Raw genomic sequence first — 19,106 nt, 5'->3', positions numbered from 1 at the left:
TAGAGACGGTTGTCCTTGCCATTGAGTTTCACGTTGCCGCCGACAGGCGTTGGCTCAATTTCAGGCAAGTTTTCTGGCCCATCAAATTCGCATGCGTTTTGAGTTGGGCTGTCTGTGCTCAGATGGCTCTTGGAGGGGCATTGTGCGAATCATTCCTGAGATATCGGCTTGCATGGTGAGCTTGAATATTGGGCTCGCCCTCGTCACCAGTTTGGTCGCGTTCGGCTACGAATTTGACCTTCTTGAGTGCATTCTCGCCGCAGCGATATTTGCAGCGCTGCTTTACGTGGCCGCGCACATCACGGGGTGTGCGTGGCGAGGCGTTCGACATTCCCGGCGCGAGGGCCGACGCTAATCTCAGTGTGGTGCTGGTTGGCAAATTCAACGGCGACGCTGCGGACGCTATCCAATTAGGTTGCCTGTCCTGAAGGAACGCTAGGCCATCGTCGTCAATCTCTCATTTGGTGGAAGGGACGAGGTGTAGATGAAAAATTCAAAAGTCGGGGCGGCACGTGCGGATGGTCAGAGCTGCGTGCAGGGGGCCGCGTTGCCATTGGCGCATTTGAGCGTGTTGCAACGGAGTTGCTCGCTTGCGGGACGCCTCGCAGGCCAACTCCTGGCGGATCAAGGGGCTCAAGTTTTTGCTGCAGAGCGGCCCGGTGGTTCGGTGAGCGAGCTTGATGGTTATCTCGATCGAGGCAAGACGCTTCTGCCTGTTGAGCGACTGGACGGACTGGCCGACGCGGACTTGGTCATCCTCGACGGGGCAGTGACCGCTCGGCTTTCGTCGCGACAGATCGTACTGGGATTTACGAGTGTTGTACCCGGAGATCAAACATTCGATGTTCCGGATGACGCGAGTGACGATCTACTAAACTCCCTCGCCGGTTTCTACACGGATCTCGGTGTGACTAGTCGATTGCTCGGGCGCGAGGTCATCTACACTCCGCTGCCGCTGTGCTCTGTATATGCGGGTGTACTCGCCGTTTCTGCCGTCTGTGCCGCGTTGGTCCAACGGGAGCGCACAGGAGTAGGCGCGTCGATTGTCATTCCTCGCCTGTCTGCCGGCCTCTCCGCCATTGGCGTTTTAGCCATGAGTGTTCGTGGGATCAAACCCCACCTGGTTCCGCCGGCTCTTCTAGGCTTGCCTGAAGAGTTGGCATCCCTGCTGCCTCGCGCGCGCGAAAGCGAAGAGGAAATGCTCCGTTTCGTCAACCGCCTGAACCCGACGGCAGGTTGCTATCGCACGTCCGATGGACGCCTGGTGATGCCGGTGACAACGGTCAATCGGCGGCTTGCCCAAGCGATGCTTGTGGTGCTTGGGCTCGAGGAGCGAGCCAAAGACCTTGGGGTGGTCAATGTTTCGCCGTATTTTCCGGAAAACGTGTCGTTTGCACAGACCAATCTCGCGGTTCCTCAAGCGATGCGTGCGGATATTTCCATCGCACTTGCCGACGACATGGCGAAGGTGTTCGCCACACAGACTGCCGAGCACTGGGAAGCCGTGTTTGCTCAAGCAGAGGTTCCGCTCGGAATTGTCGAAACGTTCGACGAGTGGATGACGGCTTCGTGGGCTCAAGAGGCTGGTTTGGTGGTGGCTCCAATTGGCGTGAATAGCCCTCAACTCGGACGTGCCGTGAATATTCACTCTGCGCGCCCCTATCCGCCATTGCGTGCTGCAAAGACATCATTGGACGCTGTTCTGACGCCGGCACCATCGAATGGCGGTGATGCCAGTAAGCGAAATACAACTAAGCCGCTGGACGGATACACGGTCCTTGATATGGCGAATGTCATTGCGGGGCCCGCCTGTGGACGGATATTGGGCGAACTTGGGGCGCACGTCGTCAAGGTTGACACAACGCGTCCGGATCATCAGCCGCTGGTGACCGTGGATTGGGGCGCGGAAGCAAGCCAAGGCAAGCAGAGCATCTTGCTCGATTTGAGGATGGACTCCGCCCGGGATGTGCTTCACCGTCTTATCAAACGGGCCGACATTCTCGTCATGAACGAAACCGATGCGGGGGTTCGACGGCTGGGGCTGACGCAAGACGCCGTCGCTGCGATCAATCCGGCCACGGTCGTCGTTCAGGTGAGCGCCTTCAAAGGCGAGTTCGCTGGCGCCTTCGATGATCGACCGGGATACGATCCACTGCTGCAGGCGATTGCCGGCATCATGTCGCGTTTTGGGACACCCGGATTGCCGCTCCTTCATGGGATTGCATCATGCGTCGATTATTTAACGGGCTACCTTGGCGCGTTTTCGGCACTGACGGCTTTGCAGGCTCGCGAGCGCAATGGTGGCAAGCGCGGGGATTGGGCGGAAACATCCTTGGCCTCAGCGGCTTCATTGGTTCAGTTTCCATTCCAATGGACGTCTAGCGGCCTTCCTGAGTGCGCGGTCGGACCCAAAGCCACTGGACCTAATCAAGCATCATCACTGCTTCAACAAGCAGACGGTTGGATATTCGTTGAGGCCAACGGTTCGCTTCCCGAATTGACTGGTCTTAGCGTCAATGATGCGATTGCGGAGGCGAAGCGCCAAGGTGCTCGAGCGGTCCCAGTGCAGACAATCGCCAAGCTGCGGGAGCGGTTCCTCGAGCATCCGAGTTCCACCGTGAGCTTCAGGCAGAGCGATTGCCAGGGATTGGAGGTAACGCTTCTTGAGCCGACTTGGTTTCAGTTTGATGGGGCGCCCTTGGGGCATGCTGGTGATTCGGGGCGTCCCGGCGCCGATGCCGACTCGATCCTTGCGTTCCTCGGTATCGACCCGGCAGAGATCACACGCATGAAGGACGAGGGGGCGGTAGGCGAGCCGGATTGGATGATAAGACGAGGGGCCAGTACGTCATAAGCAGAAGGTGGGTCCTCCGACAGGAGGGCCGTTGCTTTTGCGCCGAGTGGGCTCGCCTCAGAAGCGATGTCGTATGCCAGCCATAGCGCCTAGTTGGCGCGTGACGGGAGGCATCACCGTGGTGTCCCCTTGAAGTTGTGCGCCGATCAGTCCACCAGAATACCTCGCGTAGTCTACTTCGCCATACAATGCCGTGCCCTTAGATAATGACAGATTGGCAACGAGCTGAAGCTGCGTTGCGTTGCCATTCTTTGACGGCATATCTCCATCTTGGAGCGTTCGCCAAAAGTTGGCGCTGAGGTGAGCTCGACCAACGATTTGCGTGACGCCTGCGAAATACATGGTGCGAGCAGACAAATCTAGCATGCCAAGTGCGGCAAGTGACGCTTCCGAATAGCGGCCGAATGACCGGAATCCTTGGGAGAATCGGTTGACAGCGACTCCGAGGTGCAGGCGGGTCATGCCGAGCCAGTACGATCCTCCGTAAGTCCACGTCTTCGCTGGCGAACCATTGGTTGAGTCTCTTGTTAGCAGGTAGGCCGCTGCGAGTGCAAAGGACCGATCGATCGCATAGGTGAGAGACATTGAGCTTTGGCTTCCGTATGACATGTGTCCGGGTTGATTGCCGAAGGCTTGAGATGCTTGGAAGGTAAGGTTGGCAACGCCCGCGGTGTACTTCAGCATATTGTCCGTCCAAGCCCCGGCAGCCATTGTCGCTTCTGGTCGAAATAGATAGAACGTGGGTAGCCAAGGGTTGCTCGCGAATGCTCGGACGGCCGCGTCAGCTTGAGGATTCGTCTGGCGCCCAAGCGTCAGGCGGCCGAATCGATCAGATTCCATTCCGAGTAGCGCTGTGCTGAAGTACGGATGGCTCGGGTCTAGCGCGCCAGAATGGCCAAAGAAGCGATTTTCCAGGCGAAGATATGCCTTGGCGCCTTGGCCAAGATTCTCTTGGCCGTGTAGGCCAATCAAACTCTGCGCAGCCCCACCTGGAGTGACAGACCAAGTCGAGATTCTCGTCGTGGAGGACGTTCCCTCCACGTATCGCACCCCCGTGTCCACAACCCCATACATCACGAGTGCCGACTGCGCAATCGCAGATTTCGCGCTCGAGAAAAATGCGGCGGCAATAGCGGTTAGGGCGCATAGCGTCGCCATAGGTCTGGGGCGCCCGCCTTTCGTCCGAGTCTCCGCTCGGCTGCGAACCGTCGAATGCAATGGATTTGCTTGGATGGGGGACGTGCCTATCGATATCAATATTGCACCTGCTAAGTTCAAATTTCAGGGCGCACGTGTGTGGGGGGGGCTCAGTCTTTGGATGAGGAGTGTACTGAGGCCCGAACCGGCAAAAATTGACGTTTTTCCCACTTGTCTTGTTCTAGGTTGTCTGGACCGCTATTTAGTGCCGGCACCAAACCAAATTGCTTGGTGGCAGGTTGGCATATTTCAAATGTCGAGCTATGGCATTCAGCCACGCTGACCTGCCCCCTTCAATCGGGCCAATCGGCTTCTAGCAAAGTCCCTTAAACCAACTCCTGGAAAGCGGCAGGAGCATCCGCGGTTGCCCGATGTTTCGCCGCAAACTCTGACGGCGCAAGGTAGTTCAGTGCGCTGTGCGGCCTTTGCTCGTTGTAGTCCTGACGCCATGCCGCGATGACAGCCCGAGCGTGCGCGAGCGTTGTGAACCAGTGCTCGTTAAGGCATTCGTCGCGGAATTTGCCGTTGAACGATTCGATGTACGCATTCTGCGTTGGCTTGCCCGCCTGAATCAACTTCAAAGTGACGCCGTTCGCATACGCCCACTGGTCAAGCGCGCGGCTCGTAAATTCGGGGCCCTGATCTGTTCGCACCGCCTTGGGATAGCCACGGAAGCGAGCTGCACAGTCCAATGCCCGAGCGACATACAAACCTGAGATGCCATGGTCGACGACGATGTCGACGGCCTCTTTCGTGAAATCGTCGACGACGGTCAGGCACTTCACGCGTCGGCCGTTGGAAAGCGCATCCATCACGAAATCGATTGACCATACCTCGTTGGGTGCGCCCGGCAATGCCAGTTGCTCGCGTTCAATCATTACGCCGTGGCGCTTGCGACGGCGCCGCACAGCCAGCCCTGCCTCACGGTACAGGCGATAGATGCGCTTGTGATTGGCGTGCGTGCCTTCGCGTTCCACCAGAGCGTGCAATCGGCGGTAGCCGAATCGACGACGTTCGTGCGCCAGCTCCACTAGACGCGCCGCTAGCACCTCATTCTCGTGGTCCGGCTTCGCGTCGTAATGCAGCACGCTGCGAGAAAGCCCGACAAGCCGGCAAGCGCGGCGCTCGGAGATGTTGACCTTCTCCCGAATCGCCGACATTGCTTCGCGTTTGGCTTGCGGGCTCAGGGCTTTCCCTTGACGACGAGCTTCAAGGCTTACATATCGAGCATTGCTTCGGCCAGCAGCTTCTTCAGCCGGGCATTCTCAACCTCGAGGTCCTTGAGCCGACGGGCTTCGGAGACTTCCATGCCGCCGAACTTCGCGCGCCAGGTGTAGAACGACGCGTCACTAAACCCGTGCTTCCTGCACAGTTCCTTGACCGGCATCCCGGCTTCAGCTTCCTTCAGAAAGCCGATGATTTGCTGTTCCGTAAATCGCTTCTTCATGTTCGTCTTCTTCTCCGAAAACGAACTTTACTAGACCCCGGCTGGCCCTGTTTGCAGGGAGCAGGTCATCGAGTTTCACGCCGCGTCGGTATGCCCAATCGTCTAAAGCGCGAGAAGTGAACTCTGTGCCGTTGTCCACGGTGATGGATTCGGGCCATCGGCGAAGGACCGCAGAACGATCCAGCGCCTGACCCACCGCACGGCCGGTCTGTCGGAAGTTGGCCTCCAGACAAACACTCTCGCGACTCCATTGATCGATGACAGTCAGAATGCGAAAGCGGCGTCCATCAAGCATCTGGTCATGAACGAAATCCATGCTCCAGTGCTGATTCGGTCCGGTGGGCGCCGGTGGCTTGCCTCGCAGCAGCGCGATGCGCTTGCGGCGCTTGACCTTCATCCGCAATTGCAGGCCCTCTAGGCTGTAAAGCCCGTAGACGCGCTTTTTACCCACGTCCCAGCCCTCGCGACGCAACATCACCAGCACCCGCCGATAGCCAAACTGCGGACGACTTAAGGCGATGTTCCGGATACGTTGGCGCAGCGCACTTTGATCGCGTGCACGACTCTTCGCGTACCAAGTCGAGCGCTGCAGCAACGCCAACGCGCAGGAACGCTGCACGCTTATGTGGAAACGCTCTTGCATCTAAGCCGCCAGCTCGCGCCGTTTGGCGGCCTTCAGACTTTTTTTCGCACCACCTCTTGCAGGATCTGTTTATCCAGCGTCAGGTCGGCGACGATACGTCGCAAGCGCGCGTTTTCGTCTTCGAGTTGCTTGAGCTTGCGCATCTCGCTAACGCCGAAATCGGCGTACTTCTTCTTCCATGTGTAGAACGTTGCCTCCGACACACCGATCTGCCGACAGACGTCGACCACCGGTGTGCCGCTCTCGGCCAATCGCAGCGCATAGGCGATCTGCTCTTCACTAAATCTCGAGCGTTTCATGGCGACTCCTCGCCCCGTTCGGGGCGCTGAGAAGCAACTTTACCTCTAGTTTTGACCTGTTCGGATATTCCGGGGACACGTCAATGCAGGTTGGCAGACCGGTCGATAGGGGCTGGCAGGGCCGAAGCCCTCCCACATGCCCCGCACATAGGGGGAAGCTATGCGCGCAAAAAAGCCGTGAGTCATGAGGACGGCGCGGCTTATGCGCCTATCGAGCCCGGGCTGCCAAGCCCGCAAACCAGTTGTCTATTGATGATGGCCGAAGTATGGCGCAAGCGCGGGCGGATTGCAGGCGGACATGGCCATGTCCGCGATGTCCCGGAGAGAGGGCCGGCTCACTCTGCCGCTACGGAGCGGATCATTCGCGGCTAACTCATGGCCTATCAGGGCTCGCTTACCAGTACGAAGCCGTCGATTTCCATTCCGGCGTTGGCAACGAGTGTTCCAGTCGACAACGCTCCTTGGTCTATTCCGTATCGATAGATCGTATCTTCGCGCGCGGATGCGGCATACAAGTATTTCCCATCGGGTGTCACTGCTATCGCTAATACTTCACGACCATCAGCCTGCTCGTTAATTGGCGTCAGAACGCCGGTTAAAGGATTAACCGCATAAGAAACGACAGTATTTTTTCCTATGCCAGTGAAAGGACTCGCTGTGGTTGAAAGAAACAAGTATTTGCCGTCCAGACTCATCGTCATCACGCTAACCATGCTTTTCGTGTGGTCGGCGACGCCTTTGAGTGGAGAAAATACGCCCTGAGACACACTGTAGCCGCGAACTTCAGGATTAAAAAATTCCGCCGACCCGGTATAGACATATTTTTGGGTCGGGTCTACGGCAAGGCCAAACTGGAGGGGGTTCACCATTGGAACCTTATCCGTGAGCGTAGGCATGCCCTTTGCATCGATAGCGAAAGACGCCGGACTGTAGTCCCCGTTCGATACAGACGCGTATAGCATTTTTCCCGTGCCGTCGAATTGCAATGTTGTCGCCTCGCCTCCCCCTGGGAGGGGGAGTTGCCCGATCGGGAAAACTACATGGCGGGCCCGGGAATATATGAAAGCATAGAGAGTAGTGGAGGGGGTATCGTTGTCAGTGTAGGGTTCCCCGCAAGAGTAAAAATAGATGACTTCGTCGGTTGGTGCAGTGGCGGCCATACCGAGCTCTCCGCTATCGAAATTACCGAGCGGATGACGCAGTAGCCTCGGAATCAACTGACCGCTAGCACGATCTGCTTGGTAAATATCGACATATGTGGTTTCGTCTGGGCCTAAGCCAAGTGCAAATACCGTGTCGCCACTGGCGCACATGGAGTTATTTGTCGGGAACGAAAGAGGCGCGGGATCACCTAGAGGTACCAAGCTCCCGTCATCGAGGACGTCATAAGCCAAAATTTTCCCAGATCGCAGTGCGTATGCATATAAGCCCATAATGTAGCCTCATCAAAGATGTGAAGAAATGTTCAGAGCTGCCGCTGCCCTGTTGGCCGAGCGCGCATGCGCTAGAACGGATAGGAATACCGATATTCCTACTGCAGTCGTGAGTGAGGTTTTTCTTTTGCTGAGTTTTCATTTGAAAAGCTGTCACTTCCGTTGGCGGCGCAACTCGCCTTACAGCAAGACCGATTCTCTCTGTGTCAGGCGATCGAGGGTGATGTGCTCACGGGCGAGGATGTCACGCAGCCTGTTCAGGCTGTTGCCCCCCACTTGCAGGCGGGAAGTTTGAAATCCGCGCGAACTTCGTTTCTGCAAGGTCCCGTTATTCAGCGGACTTCGTCGCATCGGCTGTTGCGATCCACTTAGGCGCGCGCCTGCGAGCTGAGCAAATCTGCTCGCGGACAACCTAATTTCCTCAACCACCTTCGTCTTGGCGAGCTGGATCTCCAGCGTTTTTTGGTCGCTGCCATGTGTCTATCCGATGAAAAGGTGCGCGATTCGCGGCTCGCGGGGAGGGATGGAGCGTGCTACCGGAGTCGAACCGGTGTGCTCAGCTTGGAAGGCTTGTGCCTGACCACTCGACCAAGCCCGGATTAAAGTCATTGCCGCACTTTGCTACTATTGGCGTGTGGACCGACGTGTTCGCAGGTGTGTTTGGGGAGATGCCTGGCAGAATGTCTTGCTGCGAATCTGCCTGGGATATTTCCGGCTAGCATCCCTTTGGATCGTGGGGCGGCACGCCGTCCCACGCTTCCGGACACCGTAGAGTGATCCGCGCCGGGTGCGCGGCACTTCGGGGAGATTGCTATGAATCAGCGTTTGCACTGCCGGCATTGCGCGGGCGTGTTTGCCGTTGAGGTGATCGCGGCGCACGAGCAGAACTGTGCCGAGGCGCGTCAGGAAATGAAGGCTGCTCAAAGCGAGCGTCTAGCGTCCGGTGAGCGAGGAGAAATCGACCCCCCTGCGATCTGTCCGAACTAATGAGGCAGCACCCTCAAGAGAGCAGCCCGACAGTGCGATCCATCGTGGTTGATGGGGATACAGGATATTTTGTGTCGCCGAGCCGACATGCCGGGCTGCTCGGTTGAGGATACTACCGATGAAACCATGCATTCAGGTGAGCAGCCCCGTGCCGATGAGGGCTTTTGCCGTTATGGGCTATTTAACGTCGCCGCACCGACACTGGGGCGGCTCACTTGAAGGTGCCCGCCGAAGCGGGCAGGTAATTCAGCCGTTCCAGTAGCTCGCCTTGACATCGGCGGCGCCTTCCGGATCGCTTTCGTGATCCCAATTGACACGCTGTTCGAAGCAGGCTTTGGCCAAGTCGACCGCCACAGCCTCAGTGACACCGCCGCGTTGCTGAAACAGTTTGGCACAGCGTCGTTTCCACTCACCACCTGAAGCGATCGGCGCGGTTGCCAAATAGCTTTCACGGCCCGCTCTCGACTCAAGTTCTTTGACGCCCATACGTCCTCCGTCGAACTGAAAAGGGTGCCGTACTCTGGCGGCCGTCACGCCTGCATCATCGGGGGCGTTCCCTCACCGGGGAGGCGTTTGGTCAGATAGCCGGCTGGGCGACGGCGCGCACGAGGGACATGATTCCGGTTTGAATGTCGAGCTTGCCGATACCGGCTCACTTGTGAGGATCGGCATTTTTGAATCGGGTCAACTCAATGGCGTCTGGCGAAGTTCGGTAGTCGGGCACATCGACATTGTTGTATGCGTCGGCCTTGGCGTTGATCTCGCCGTCCAAGTGCGTTTCCAATTCGTCAGCTAGGGCAAGCAATTCGGCCCCTTTAGCCTTGATCCGACGTCACCCCCGATTTGAGTAGCGCGACGATTTAGAGTCCAATCACGTAGTCAGGAGATTGGACATGAAGAAGAGATTCACCGACGAGCAAATCATCGGCTTCCTGAGGGAAGCCGAGACGGGCATACCGGTCAAGGAACTATGCCGTCAGCACGGCTTCTCAGAGGCCAGCTATTACCTATGGCGCAGTAAGTTCGGCGGCATGAATGTCTCTGACGCGAAGCGGCTGAAGGATCTGGAGACCGAAAACGCTCGGTTGAAGAAACTGCTAGCGCAATCGCTGCTGGAGAATGAGGTGACGCGCGAGGCGTTGCGAAAAAAGTGGTGAGCGCCCCGTCCCGCCGAGAGCTGGTGCGCCATATGACCGATAGTGGCTTGAGCGAGCGCCGAGCCCTGCGGGTAATCGGCATGAGCGCCAGCGCCTACCGTTATCAACCGGCGCCGGATCGCAATCAGGCCCTGCGAGCGCAGATCGTCGCCTTGGCTCAGCGGCATCGTCGCTATGGCTCGGGCATGATCTATCTGAAGTTGCGGCAGTCAGGCGTGACAGTCAACCACAAGCGGGTTGAGCGGCTGTATGCCGAAGAAAAGTTGCAAGTGCGTCGTCGCAAGCGCAAGAAGGTACCGGTATCGGATCGTCAGCCGCTGGGGCGGCCGTCGGCGGCGAATCAGGTTTGGTCGATGGATTTTGTGTTCGACCGAACGGCGGAGGGCCGTGTCATCAAGAGCCTGACGGTGGTCGATGACGCCACGCATGAGGCCGTGGCCATTGTGCCGGAGCGAGCGATTGGCGGCCTAGCGCTAACGCGCATTCTGGATCGTGTGGCGTTGCATCGAGGTTTGCCACAAGCGATCCGTACCGATAACGGCAAGGAATTTTGCGGTCGTGCGATGCTGAGCTGGGCACACGGGCGAGGCGTCAAACTGTTCCTGATCGAGCCGGGCAAACCCAACCAGAATGCCTACATCGAATCGTTTAACGGACGCTTCCGGGATGAATGCCTGAACGAACACTGGTTCACCAGCCTGCCGCACGCCAAGGTGGTGATCGAGGCATGGCGACGGGAGTACAACGAGGAGCGACCGAAGAAGTCACTGGGCGGATTAACGCCGGCATCCTACGCCCGAAAATTGGCAGGAATGCAGTTACATTAACCCTCGGACTCTAAAGCTCAGTGCTACTGAAGACGGGGGGACGTCGGATCCGGTTCGTCAGGTCGATTTCTTCGGCGGACAGTTCGCGGCAAGCTTGCCTGTGGGCATATGTGTGCCGCGTACGGCGAGTCATCGACAGCGCCTCAGGAGTTGCCCGATGACGGCAGGAGTGTTCGTTTGGCCACTTCGACGCCTATTAAGAACGCATCGGGCTCTTCGGACTGTAGTACGGCCGAAATGAGGCGGTTTAGCTGATCCAGGACTGCAAGCGTGGACGTTTGAGGATCTGCGGAGCAAAGGATTAGCGCACGGATGGCTATCTGAGTCGCTCGCAATTGCCCCTCCAGTTCCATGAATTTTGAATCGTCTGTCATGAGTACCCCATTTGAAATGAAAGATCAGTTCGAGGAATCTGGATTTTCACGCGATTAGGGGTGTCTGTCCCTTTTTGAGCAAGCGGATGCGACTTTTCTTGGTTTCCCTAATTGCTTGTTTTCTTGTCCATGCCCAGAAGCGTAAGGGCTTTCCGATTCATGGTCATTCGTTGATTTTGCAGGACGTTGAATGATGGAGAACGTTGTTGAATTCCTGCCGAAGCAGCAGGGAGTTTTTTGAGCAAACGTGCCGTCGCACGTTTGTGGACCCTGAACTGAAGCGTCAGGTACTCGATGCGACCCAGCGGGATCCGTCGATGCTGAACAAGGTATCGAACGGGGTTGGTATCGCTTTCGACAAGCTCGATGCCGTGTGCCGCGCAGTCGGGCTGGCGATCGTTGAGGTGGAATACATGGATTGTCGACGCTCAAGAAGGAGTGCGCGGAGCCGGGGGCTGGATTCGACGTCCCCTCGTCTTCAGTGTAAGCGGTCGAGTAACGACGTCTACCCAAGGGCCTGGTGAAGGAGGAGCATAGGTGTCCACCTACTACGGAGGTGGACACCTATGGCTGACAAAGACTCTGAGTTGAGAGTCGTTCGACAAAGTAGTGACGGCCGGCGCCGTTACGATGAGAAGAGCAAGCGGGCACTGATCGAGGCGGCATTACAACCGGGCGTATCGGTGGCGAGGCTCGCGCAAGAACACGGTGTCAATGCCAACCTGCTGCGCAAATGGATCACGAAGTATCTGATGGAGCGCGAGCAAGGACTCTTGCCGATGCAACGCGCCGGAGATATCGATGGCCTTTCGTCGCGCGAGATCGAGAGCGTGACCATCGACTTGCCGGATACGCATAGTCTGGTTTCGGCCACCGCGGTGCCTCCGGCCTTCGTACCGGTCGTTTCGACGCCTCCGGTATCTGTGCAGGTGCCAGCACCGTCGGCTGCGTCGATGCAGCTCGAGCTGCATGTGCGTCTGGCCAACGGCGTCGAGCTCGAGATGGGGCGCGCCATCGCGTCGATCGAGGAGCTGACCACCCTGGTCCGGATTCTGGGGAGGATGCCGTGTTCCGGTTCGACGAAGGCCTGAAGGTCTACCTGCACCGCGATCCTGTCGACTTCCGTTACGGCATGAACAGCCTGTCGATTCTCGTCGAGCAGTCGATGCAGCTGAGCCCGATGGACGGCTCGCTCTATATCTTTGGCAACCGGCGTCGCGATCGGGTCAAGATTCTTGGCTGGGATGGAAGCGGCTTCTGGCTGTTGATGAAACGCTTGGAAGCGAGCCGCTTCATCTGGCCCGACAACAAGACCGAGGTCGTCACGATGACGTCCGACGTGCTGCACGCGTTGCTCGACGGTGACGACATCACAGCCATTCGGCGCCACGCGAAGCAAGAATATCTGCGCGTGAGCTGAAACAGGCGAGTGGCATGCCTGTCTAATCGCGCATGCCGATCACCGTCACGATCACCGCCGATGAACTGAAAGCGCTGCTTGCCGAGCGCGATGCCGCTCGCGGGCTACGAGAAGAAAAAGAGGCATTGTGCGGTGCTCTGCGGCTCGTGACAGCAGAACGAGATCTCGCCGAGGAGCGGCTTCGGGCCTATCGCCGCGAGCTGTTCGGTGCAAAGAGCGAGGCGAGGGGCGACAATCAACTCGGCTTGTTTAACGAAGCCGAAGTGCTTGGCAAGAGCAGCGCCCCCGCGCGGGAGGATATTCCGGAATCTACAGTTGCGGCGCACAAGCGCAAGAAACGAGGTAAGCGCAAGCCACGCGATCCGAATCTGCCGCGCGAAGTCGTGCGGCATGAACTGCCTGAAGCGGAACGTTTCTGTTCGAACGACGGCCACGCGCTCGTCGAGTTTGGCGTCGAAGTCAGCGAACAACTCGACGTCATCCCGGAGCAGCTTCGTGTGATCCAGCACCAGCGCGTCAAGTACGCATGCCCGTGCTGCGATCTGGGCATCAAGGTCACGCCGGCGCCGCCGCGAATCATTGCGCGCGGACTGCTTACCGAATCGGCGCTCGCGTGGATTGCCACCGGCAAGTATCAGTTCGGGATGCCTCTGTATCGCCAGGCCGGTCTGCTGCGCCGTTTCGGCGGCGACATCTCCTCGAACACGCTCGCCGCGAGCATGGTTCGCGTCGGCATCGCGACGCAGCCGGTGATCAACCTGATGCGGGATGCACTGCTAGAGGCCGAGATCATCTATTGCGACGAGACCACGTTCCAGGTGCTCAAAGAAGAAAACCGCCGAGCGCAATCGAAGAGCTATCTGTGGTCGCAGATGACGCAGGCGCAAACGCCGATCCGGTGCTTCAATTACACGCCCGGGCGCGGCGCCAAACTGGCAGACAAGCTGTTCACTGGCATCCGCCAGGGTGCGGTGCTGATGAGCGATGGCTACGAGCCCTATAACGATATCGCCCGGCGTTACCAGCTCGTGCATCTGGGGTGCTGGGTTCATGCCAGACGCTACTTCGTCAAAGCGGAAGAGAATGTGCCGAAAGCCGCGCGAACTCCTGATCTGCTCGCGATGCGCTTTATCGCGCTGATCGGCAAGCTGTTTGCCGCCGAGGCACGCACCGAAACGTGGGATGCCGAACGACGACAACGATTGCGACGACGATACAGCGCTCGGGTGCTTGATGCCATCCACTCACTGATGCTTGAGCAGTCGCCCGGCGTTGTACCGCAGGGCTTGCTTGGCAAGGCGCTGACCTACCTGCGCGCACAGTGGACGAAGCTGGCGCGATACGTTGAGAACGGCAGTTGGCCCATCTCGAACAATCCTTGCGAGAACTCGATTCGCCCGTTCTGCGTCGGCCGCCGATCGTGGCTGTTCTCGGACACCGTTGACGGCGCGAACGCCAGCGCCAACCTCTACTCGCTCGTCGAGACCTGCAAAGCGAACGATATCGATCCGTATCGCTATCTCACCTGGCTGTTTCAGCGTCTGCCGCTGGCGCAGAGCGTCGACGACTATGACGCTCTGCTGCCCTGGAAGATGCCCGCCGATCTGCGCTGACCCGCCTTGTTGCCACGCCTCACGTACCTCGTGATTTTTCTCTGAGGGACGTTATTCGTGGATCGCATACAGTCAAAAACACAGTCGTATGCCTACCCGCTATTGTAAGTGGGAGACTTTGTCCGGACCTTCAGGGGGCCGCTCCAGACCACTACATTCCGGCCTGGCGGCCAGATGCTACCCATGGCTTCCGCTAAACCTTGACCACCTCTTCGTGACACTGTGGCGCTCTTGATCAAACGGTGTGGTGCAATTGCCAAACGCACGGCTGCGTCGGTTACGGCAACATTGAATTGTCGCCTCCGCCTCCCCGGGTGTGGCGACGCTCAGCTTCCATTGCGCCACTCCCCGTGAGCAATGGCCTAATGCCGCTTCCCCAAGAAGCGGCATTTTTTTCGCCCGAGATCGCAAGTTCTCGAAATTTTGGAGTCGCGTTTCTGCGGTCCGCGCCTCGGGCCGTGGCGGGCGGCAAATGCTTGCGAACATGGCCATTCTTGCGGCTTCCTCGTTCGGAATGAGGGGCGGCCGCGGTTGGTGTGCCAAGCGTTCTCAGCTGCTGCCGCATTGTCATCACGTCGGGTGGGAATTGGTCGACGTGGTGGCCGCGACCGATGGACGATCGAGGCCGAGGGGTGCAGAGTCGCCGTGATGAAACTGAATGGCTTCTGCCCCCTCGGCCATCACGGAGCAATCGAGATTGGTCTGAGCGACACGATTCATGTCTAGGTCCTCGCGCTTTCAAACCAAATGCAGCGCTAGTCGCGTCTACGATGCAGGTCAAATCTTCCCAGAGAGGGAGTGGCGTTCGCGAGACTCTGAGAAAAGTCGCATTAGGACTATTTGCCTTCATTGCTAAGCTCGTCTTGGCTGTTGAATGGCTGCTCTATCGCGTCGATACTTGGCTTTTTGCCTTTTCATTTTCGAGCCTGACTCATACTCTGTAAGCGACCGAGATCCGGTTCCGCCTGGGGGGGGGCTCCGTCCGCAATCGGTCGTGTCATGTCTCCTCTGTTGTGGGTTAAGGATGCCGTCTTGGCGTGGACGGCATCCTTATTTTTTCACGGTTGTGCCCAACTTTGTGATTAGACAGCCGTCTCACTATTGGGGGATACAAGAAATCTCACAACCACCTTAGGCACACATCGAGGCCTGCCGCTCCGATGGATATTCAGGAGGTGCAACTTTGACTTGCCGTGTATTGGCTTGCATTTGCCTGCTGGGCGGTGGTTGCCACCCATATCAACTGGATTCGAGTTTGGAGGGCCGAAGGGCTTGCTGTAGCAGTCGGGCGCTTAGCTTGGCTAATGCTTGTTGCACCGATATTGACGCCTTCACTTCTTCTTGTCGCCGGAGTGAATGCAACTGCACGAAGAGTACGGCGCCGATCGCCACGGGCGAGATCCAAACGCCAATAGTCCGGCGGTCCCCCTTCCTGTAGCCAGCGATGTGGGCTGCTTCCGAATCACCGGGCGATTCTTGCGGTATCTCGCTCTCAATTGGGGTAATGGCACGCCCGCCAAGATCGCGCTTCCGGTTTCATTGGGGGGGGGGGGGCGTGGCAAGGCTTGTGTATCGGGATGATCGCGCGTCGTCCAGGCGACTCGTCATTGGTTTGCGCGGTTTGGTAGGAGGCTCAGATTCCTCGTAAGCGCTTGCTCGATCGCATCTCGACGGTCTTTCTGGGCAACGTATTTCGTGTGCACGTGCGTGGCCCCCATCTGAAAAGCGAGACGCCGCAACTTACGATCTGGCAGGGGATTCGAGGAATCGCCTGTTTGGCCAACGTAAATCGGCTCCCAGCCATCGTGAATCTTCTTTACGAAAACGTAAACGCCAGCTTCGGGTAGCAAAGCCGCCGACCGCTCCCGGATTTCAAACCAGTAACCGCACCAATCGAAAACCACCATAAGAGTTCTCCATTTGTTGAGCTTGACATTAGTGCGTGGTAAAGGGGGGGGGCACGAACGCCCTCCAAAAGGTAGGGAATTCTTCCTAAACGGTCCATGTTCGCTATCAAAGCCGGGAGGGGACTGATGGCGTGTCTGTTCAAAGTTTGAATTGTTTCTTGTGCGAGCGTCTCATTGCAGCCGCTTGTCGGACTGCATTGCGAATAGCCTCATTTCCTATGGTACTTGTAAGTGATATTAAGTTTGGTTGTGCTTGCGTCGCGGCTTTCGGGCGCTCCCACTATACGTCCCTGATGAGCCGAACATGATGAGCGCATAGGTTCACAAAGTGCCGGAAAATTTCGAGACGGTAGCGTCGTGTGCGATAGCGCCTCCGTTTGCCTTCCCGGATGGGGCGTTTGGGAACTCGTGTTATCCGGTTAATCAAGGTCGCACCGAACGAATTGCCCCTCTAGCTTCGGTTTGCCACGCATGCACACATGGTGCTGACCGGGCTCTCATGGGTATGGATATCTACAACCTCGGGACGCTGCCGATGCCCGATCTTGCAAGGTGGCAAAAATGGGGGGCGGTTTAAGGGATATCAGTGGTTGACGAAGAATGCGGTTGGGAAATGGTGTGCAAAGGTGACGTGACGAGTCATGGAGGACTTGTTCTCGAGGGGGCTTCCACGCTTCGCCACATGGGAATCCCGGTGGCTTTAGACGGGCATCTGGTGTTTTGCCCCAAGTGTGGTGGGGAATATCCAATCATTGCAAGTGGTACTCGCCGTCATGGAGGCTTGCGGATCGCAAAGTTTGGTGACGAGACGGCATGTGGCGCAAAGCTTATTCGCGCCTGAGTGGGGGGGGGCATGTTCTGTCTCGCCCAGTGATTGCCGCGAAATTGAACTTCCGTCAAGGAAGTGAGAGAGGGCTCCGGAACAAGGAGCGGTGAATTGAACGATCATTCCGCTCGCTTGGATCTGCGATTTCATGAAGGGGGGCGGGAATTCTGGCGACATCGCGATGTTGCTCTTTTGTTAATTATTTTGCACGACGATTATTTTGTTTCCTCCTCTGAATTTCTCTCTAATCGGCCTGACTCTGGTGTTGATTTCGGCTTTGCCGTACAACATCGTCCGACACGCTATTCCGATTTCATCGTTCTACTCTGAAATATTGACGTTTGTGCTCTTTGCGATGCTTGGCACGCTTTCAATGGTCGCCATCGCAAGACGAGACACTCGTCTGCTTCGCTTGCCTCGTGTGGCATGGGTGCCTCTCGCTTTCATATCCGTGATCTTGGCGCAATGCTTGACTGTTCCCACGGAACTGCCGCAGTTGATGGTGGCCGCGATGCTCTACGGCGCTGCGATGCTCGTCGCCGTAAATTCTGGATTCTGGATCGCACAACTTGGTTGGTGGGAACCGTTGTCGTATTGGATGGCCGCGGCATTGACACTGGGGGGCGGGTATGCCGTCGGTGCGCAAATTGCGCAAGTTTTTCATCTAGAAGGGAATGTTCCGTGGCTTGTCGTAAGGCTCCCTGAGTCGGTTTTGCGGCGTCCGTTTGGCAATATGTTTCAGCCGAATCTGCTTGCGACGTATCTCTCGTTCGCTAGCGCTGCTGTGTTCTATCTGTGGCGGCAGCGCAAGCTATCCGCTTGGATCGGACTGCCAATATGGGCACTCTTGGATGTCGGCATTTGCGTGACAGGATCGCGGACTGCATGGTTGCAATTGACACTGCTGTCGCTATTCGGGCTATGGCTCGCCTGGAAAGAAAAATCGGCAGATGCTCAAGGCCGGTATGGCACTCGATGGTTGATGCCCGCAGTGATACTCCCTCTCCTGCTCCTGGCGGCGATGTTCGTGACGTGGGCAAACACTTCGTGGGGATTGCAACTCGAGGTAAGTGTTGCTGCACGCATGCAGCAACCTGAACACGTGGCTGATCGCATAAGTCTTTGGAGGTACAGCTTCACAATTCTTCGTGAGCACTGGATGTTTGGAGTGGGGTGGACGAACTTCAGGGGAGCCGTGTTCGCGCTGGCTGACAAACTTGGCCCGACTGTGATGGCGAACAACGCGCACAATGTTTTGCTGGATCTTTTGGTCAAAACCGGTGCATTCGGTACCCTGCTCGTTATAGTGCCGCTAACGACATGGTGTGTCCGCGCGGTACGGGGAGTCGGTAACGCGTCTGCGGCTTTCGTGTTCGCACTCATTTTGCTAGGCATGCTTCTCATTCATGCGATGCTTGAATACCCTCAGTGCTATGCATACTTTCTTCTGCCGGCATCGTTTCTGATTGGCGTCTGCGAACGGAAGGCGATAAGGTATTTCCCCCCGATAGCTACAGGAGCCACTAGTCTCGCAATCGTGTTGCTCAGTTATATCGCGATTCCTTGGGTTTACCGTGATTACCAGCGTGTCGAAAACGCGTTCTTCGAAGTTGCGATTCTTCGGGACGACATGCAGATGTATCGCGCCGCGCCAGCAAGATTTTTTGCCCCGTATGGCGAGTACGCGCTCACGTGGGCTCTCGATCTCAATCGAGAGCAATTGGATACCAAATTGGCAATGCATCGTCGGGCGCTGGCGTTAAATGCTCCGCTTGACCTCATTGAGCGACAAATTGTTCTTCTAGCGCTTGCTGGGCGAGATGAGGAAGCCTTGAATGACATCAAGCGCTTGAAGAATTACAGCCCGAACTCGTTCGCGCAGCAATACCGGACGCTCATTACCATGTTGCGAGAACATGGTGCTGATCTGGAGCCGTTCGTGAATCGTGTCTTCGACGCTTGGGGTGCCCCTTAAGCGACGTTGCCAAGGAGGTTTTTCGAGCTGAGAGAGCAGATCCCTTCCTGTGGTTGGGGCGGTGGATTCTTGCTCTCTCGGCCTATTCCTATGCGTCTCGAAGCGCACTTTAGCGCATCACGGCGCAAAGCAGTCGTTTTTTATCTC

General features: G+C 57.3%; 16 protein-coding genes. 9 read left to right on the top strand and 7 right to left on the bottom strand.

Annotated elements, in window-relative coordinates; all coding sequences use genetic code 11:
- Window positions 1-484: 484 nt before the first annotated feature.
- Entirely contained in the window at window positions 485-2,854 is a 2,370-nt protein-coding gene (locus PIN31009_RS26435) for a CoA transferase (RefSeq protein WP_150740607.1), read from the top strand.
- A gap of 57 nt (window positions 2,855-2,911) precedes the next feature.
- Here PIN31009_RS26435 and PIN31009_RS26430 read toward each other — a convergent pair whose 3' ends face one another.
- The 5 genes from PIN31009_RS26430 to PIN31009_RS26410 all read right to left on the bottom strand — a co-directional run bounded on the left by PIN31009_RS26430 (window position 2,912) and on the right by PIN31009_RS26410 (window position 7,600).
- Entirely contained in the window at window positions 2,912-4,012 is a 1,101-nt protein-coding gene (locus PIN31009_RS26430; protein WP_150740608.1) for a porin, read from the bottom strand.
- Window positions 4,013-4,377: 365 nt separating this feature from the next.
- Window positions 4,378-5,498 (bottom strand): IS3 family transposase gene (locus PIN31009_RS26425; RefSeq protein WP_370855788.1). Its coding sequence is split into 2 segments (ribosomal slippage): window positions 4,378-5,270 and window positions 5,270-5,498, totalling 1,122 coding nucleotides; the frame shifts between segments, so codons are not numbered across the junction.
- A complete protein-coding gene (locus PIN31009_RS26420) occupies window positions 5,446-6,141 on the bottom strand; it encodes a DDE-type integrase/transposase/recombinase (RefSeq protein WP_150740609.1) in 696 nt (231 codons plus the stop codon). Before PIN31009_RS26420 ends, PIN31009_RS26425 begins: the two co-directional genes overlap by 53 nt.
- A gap of 32 nt (window positions 6,142-6,173) precedes the next feature.
- Window positions 6,174-6,440 carry a transposase gene (locus PIN31009_RS26415; RefSeq protein WP_150740610.1) on the bottom strand — a complete coding sequence of 89 codons (267 nt, stop codon included), beginning with the start codon at window positions 6,438-6,440 and terminating at the stop codon, window positions 6,174-6,176.
- A gap of 383 nt (window positions 6,441-6,823) precedes the next feature.
- Window positions 6,824-7,600, bottom strand: coding sequence for a beta-propeller fold lactonase family protein (locus PIN31009_RS26410; protein ID WP_174991113.1), 777 nt, complete (start codon window positions 7,598-7,600; stop codon window positions 6,824-6,826).
- 1,086 nt (window positions 7,601-8,686) lie between these two features.
- Here PIN31009_RS26410 and PIN31009_RS28030 point away from each other — a divergent pair.
- The gene (locus PIN31009_RS28030) at window positions 8,687-8,860 is read left to right on the top strand and encodes a hypothetical protein (protein WP_174991114.1); all 174 of its coding nucleotides are present in this window, start codon (window positions 8,687-8,689) and stop codon (window positions 8,858-8,860) included.
- A 246-nt stretch (window positions 8,861-9,106) separates the two neighbouring features.
- On the opposite strand, the gene PIN31009_RS26400 is transcribed toward PIN31009_RS28030, so the two are convergent.
- Window positions 9,107-9,346, bottom strand: a complete 240-nt coding sequence (locus PIN31009_RS26400; protein WP_246185870.1) for a hypothetical protein — start codon at window positions 9,344-9,346, stop codon at window positions 9,107-9,109.
- Between the two features lie 407 nt (window positions 9,347-9,753).
- Here PIN31009_RS26400 and PIN31009_RS26395 point away from each other — a divergent pair.
- The 4 genes from PIN31009_RS26395 (at window position 9,754) to tnpC (ending at window position 14,251) form a co-directional block, all read left to right on the top strand.
- A protein-coding gene (locus PIN31009_RS26395; protein ID WP_150740612.1) for an IS3 family transposase occupies window positions 9,754-10,844 on the top strand; the annotation gives its coding sequence in 2 pieces (ribosomal slippage) (window positions 9,754-10,012 and window positions 10,012-10,844; 1,092 coding nt in all).
- 940 nt (window positions 10,845-11,784) lie between these two features.
- A complete protein-coding gene (tnpA, locus tag PIN31009_RS26390) occupies window positions 11,785-12,309 on the top strand; it encodes an IS66-like element accessory protein TnpA (RefSeq protein ID WP_150740613.1) in 525 nt (174 codons plus the stop codon).
- On the top strand, window positions 12,285-12,638 hold the full coding sequence (tnpB, locus tag PIN31009_RS26385; protein ID WP_150740614.1) for an IS66 family insertion sequence element accessory protein TnpB: 354 nt from the start codon (window positions 12,285-12,287) through the stop codon (window positions 12,636-12,638). Before tnpA ends, tnpB begins: the two co-directional genes overlap by 25 nt.
- 32 nt (window positions 12,639-12,670) lie before the next feature.
- Entirely contained in the window at window positions 12,671-14,251 is a 1,581-nt protein-coding gene (gene tnpC / locus PIN31009_RS26380; protein WP_150740615.1) for an IS66 family transposase, read from the top strand.
- 570 nt (window positions 14,252-14,821) lie between these two features.
- On the opposite strand, the gene PIN31009_RS28025 is transcribed toward tnpC, so the two are convergent.
- Window positions 14,822-14,971 (bottom strand): hypothetical protein, encoded by a 150-nt coding sequence (locus PIN31009_RS28025; RefSeq protein WP_174991115.1) that lies wholly within the window; start codon window positions 14,969-14,971, stop codon window positions 14,822-14,824.
- Between the two features lie 1,800 nt (window positions 14,972-16,771).
- On the opposite strand from PIN31009_RS28025, the gene PIN31009_RS26375 reads away from it, so the two are divergent.
- From PIN31009_RS26375 to PIN31009_RS26370, 3 genes are all read left to right on the top strand, one after another.
- Window positions 16,772-16,999, top strand: a complete 228-nt coding sequence (locus tag PIN31009_RS26375; protein WP_150740650.1) for a PAAR domain-containing protein — start codon at window positions 16,772-16,774, stop codon at window positions 16,997-16,999.
- A 96-nt stretch (window positions 17,000-17,095) separates the two neighbouring features.
- A complete protein-coding gene (locus PIN31009_RS28020) occupies window positions 17,096-17,314 on the top strand; it encodes a hypothetical protein (RefSeq protein ID WP_174991116.1) in 219 nt (72 codons plus the stop codon).
- A 139-nt stretch (window positions 17,315-17,453) separates the two neighbouring features.
- Window positions 17,454-18,959: a PglL family O-oligosaccharyltransferase gene (locus PIN31009_RS26370; RefSeq protein WP_174991117.1), complete on the top strand. Its 1,506-nt coding sequence runs from the start codon at window positions 17,454-17,456 to the stop codon at window positions 18,957-18,959.
- Window positions 18,960-19,106 lie beyond the last annotated feature (147 nt).

This window comes from Pandoraea iniqua, assembly GCF_902459685.1.
Classification (GTDB): domain Bacteria; phylum Pseudomonadota; class Gammaproteobacteria; order Burkholderiales; family Burkholderiaceae; genus Pandoraea; species Pandoraea iniqua.
Note: the sequence above shows the minus strand (reverse complement) of the source record. Positions and strands in the feature narration are given on the sequence as shown.

Bases quoted from the DNA above. Each gene is read 5' to 3' on its own strand.
- PIN31009_RS26435 (WP_150740607.1), top strand. From the start codon at position 485: ATGAAAAATTCAAAAGTCGGGGCGGCACGTGCGGATGGTCAGAGCTGC.
- PIN31009_RS26430 (WP_150740608.1), bottom strand. From the start codon at position 4,012: ATGGCGACGCTATGCGCCCTAACCGCTATTGCCGCCGCATTTTTCTCG.
- PIN31009_RS26420 (WP_150740609.1), bottom strand. From the start codon at position 6,141: ATGCAAGAGCGTTTCCACATAAGCGTGCAGCGTTCCTGCGCGTTGGCG.
- PIN31009_RS26415 (WP_150740610.1), bottom strand. From the start codon at position 6,440: ATGAAACGCTCGAGATTTAGTGAAGAGCAGATCGCCTATGCGCTGCGA.
- PIN31009_RS26410 (WP_174991113.1), bottom strand. From the start codon at position 7,600: ATGGCCGCCACTGCACCAACCGACGAAGTCATCTATTTTTACTCTTGC.
- PIN31009_RS28030 (WP_174991114.1), top strand. From the start codon at position 8,687: ATGAATCAGCGTTTGCACTGCCGGCATTGCGCGGGCGTGTTTGCCGTT.
- PIN31009_RS26400 (WP_246185870.1), bottom strand. From the start codon at position 9,346: ATGGGCGTCAAAGAACTTGAGTCGAGAGCGGGCCGTGAAAGCTATTTG.
- tnpA (WP_150740613.1), top strand. From the start codon at position 11,785: ATGGCTGACAAAGACTCTGAGTTGAGAGTCGTTCGACAAAGTAGTGAC.
- tnpC (WP_150740615.1), top strand. From the start codon at position 12,671: ATGCCGATCACCGTCACGATCACCGCCGATGAACTGAAAGCGCTGCTT.
- PIN31009_RS28025 (WP_174991115.1), bottom strand. From the start codon at position 14,971: ATGAATCGTGTCGCTCAGACCAATCTCGATTGCTCCGTGATGGCCGAG.
- PIN31009_RS26375 (WP_150740650.1), top strand. From the start codon at position 16,772: ATGGTGTGCAAAGGTGACGTGACGAGTCATGGAGGACTTGTTCTCGAG.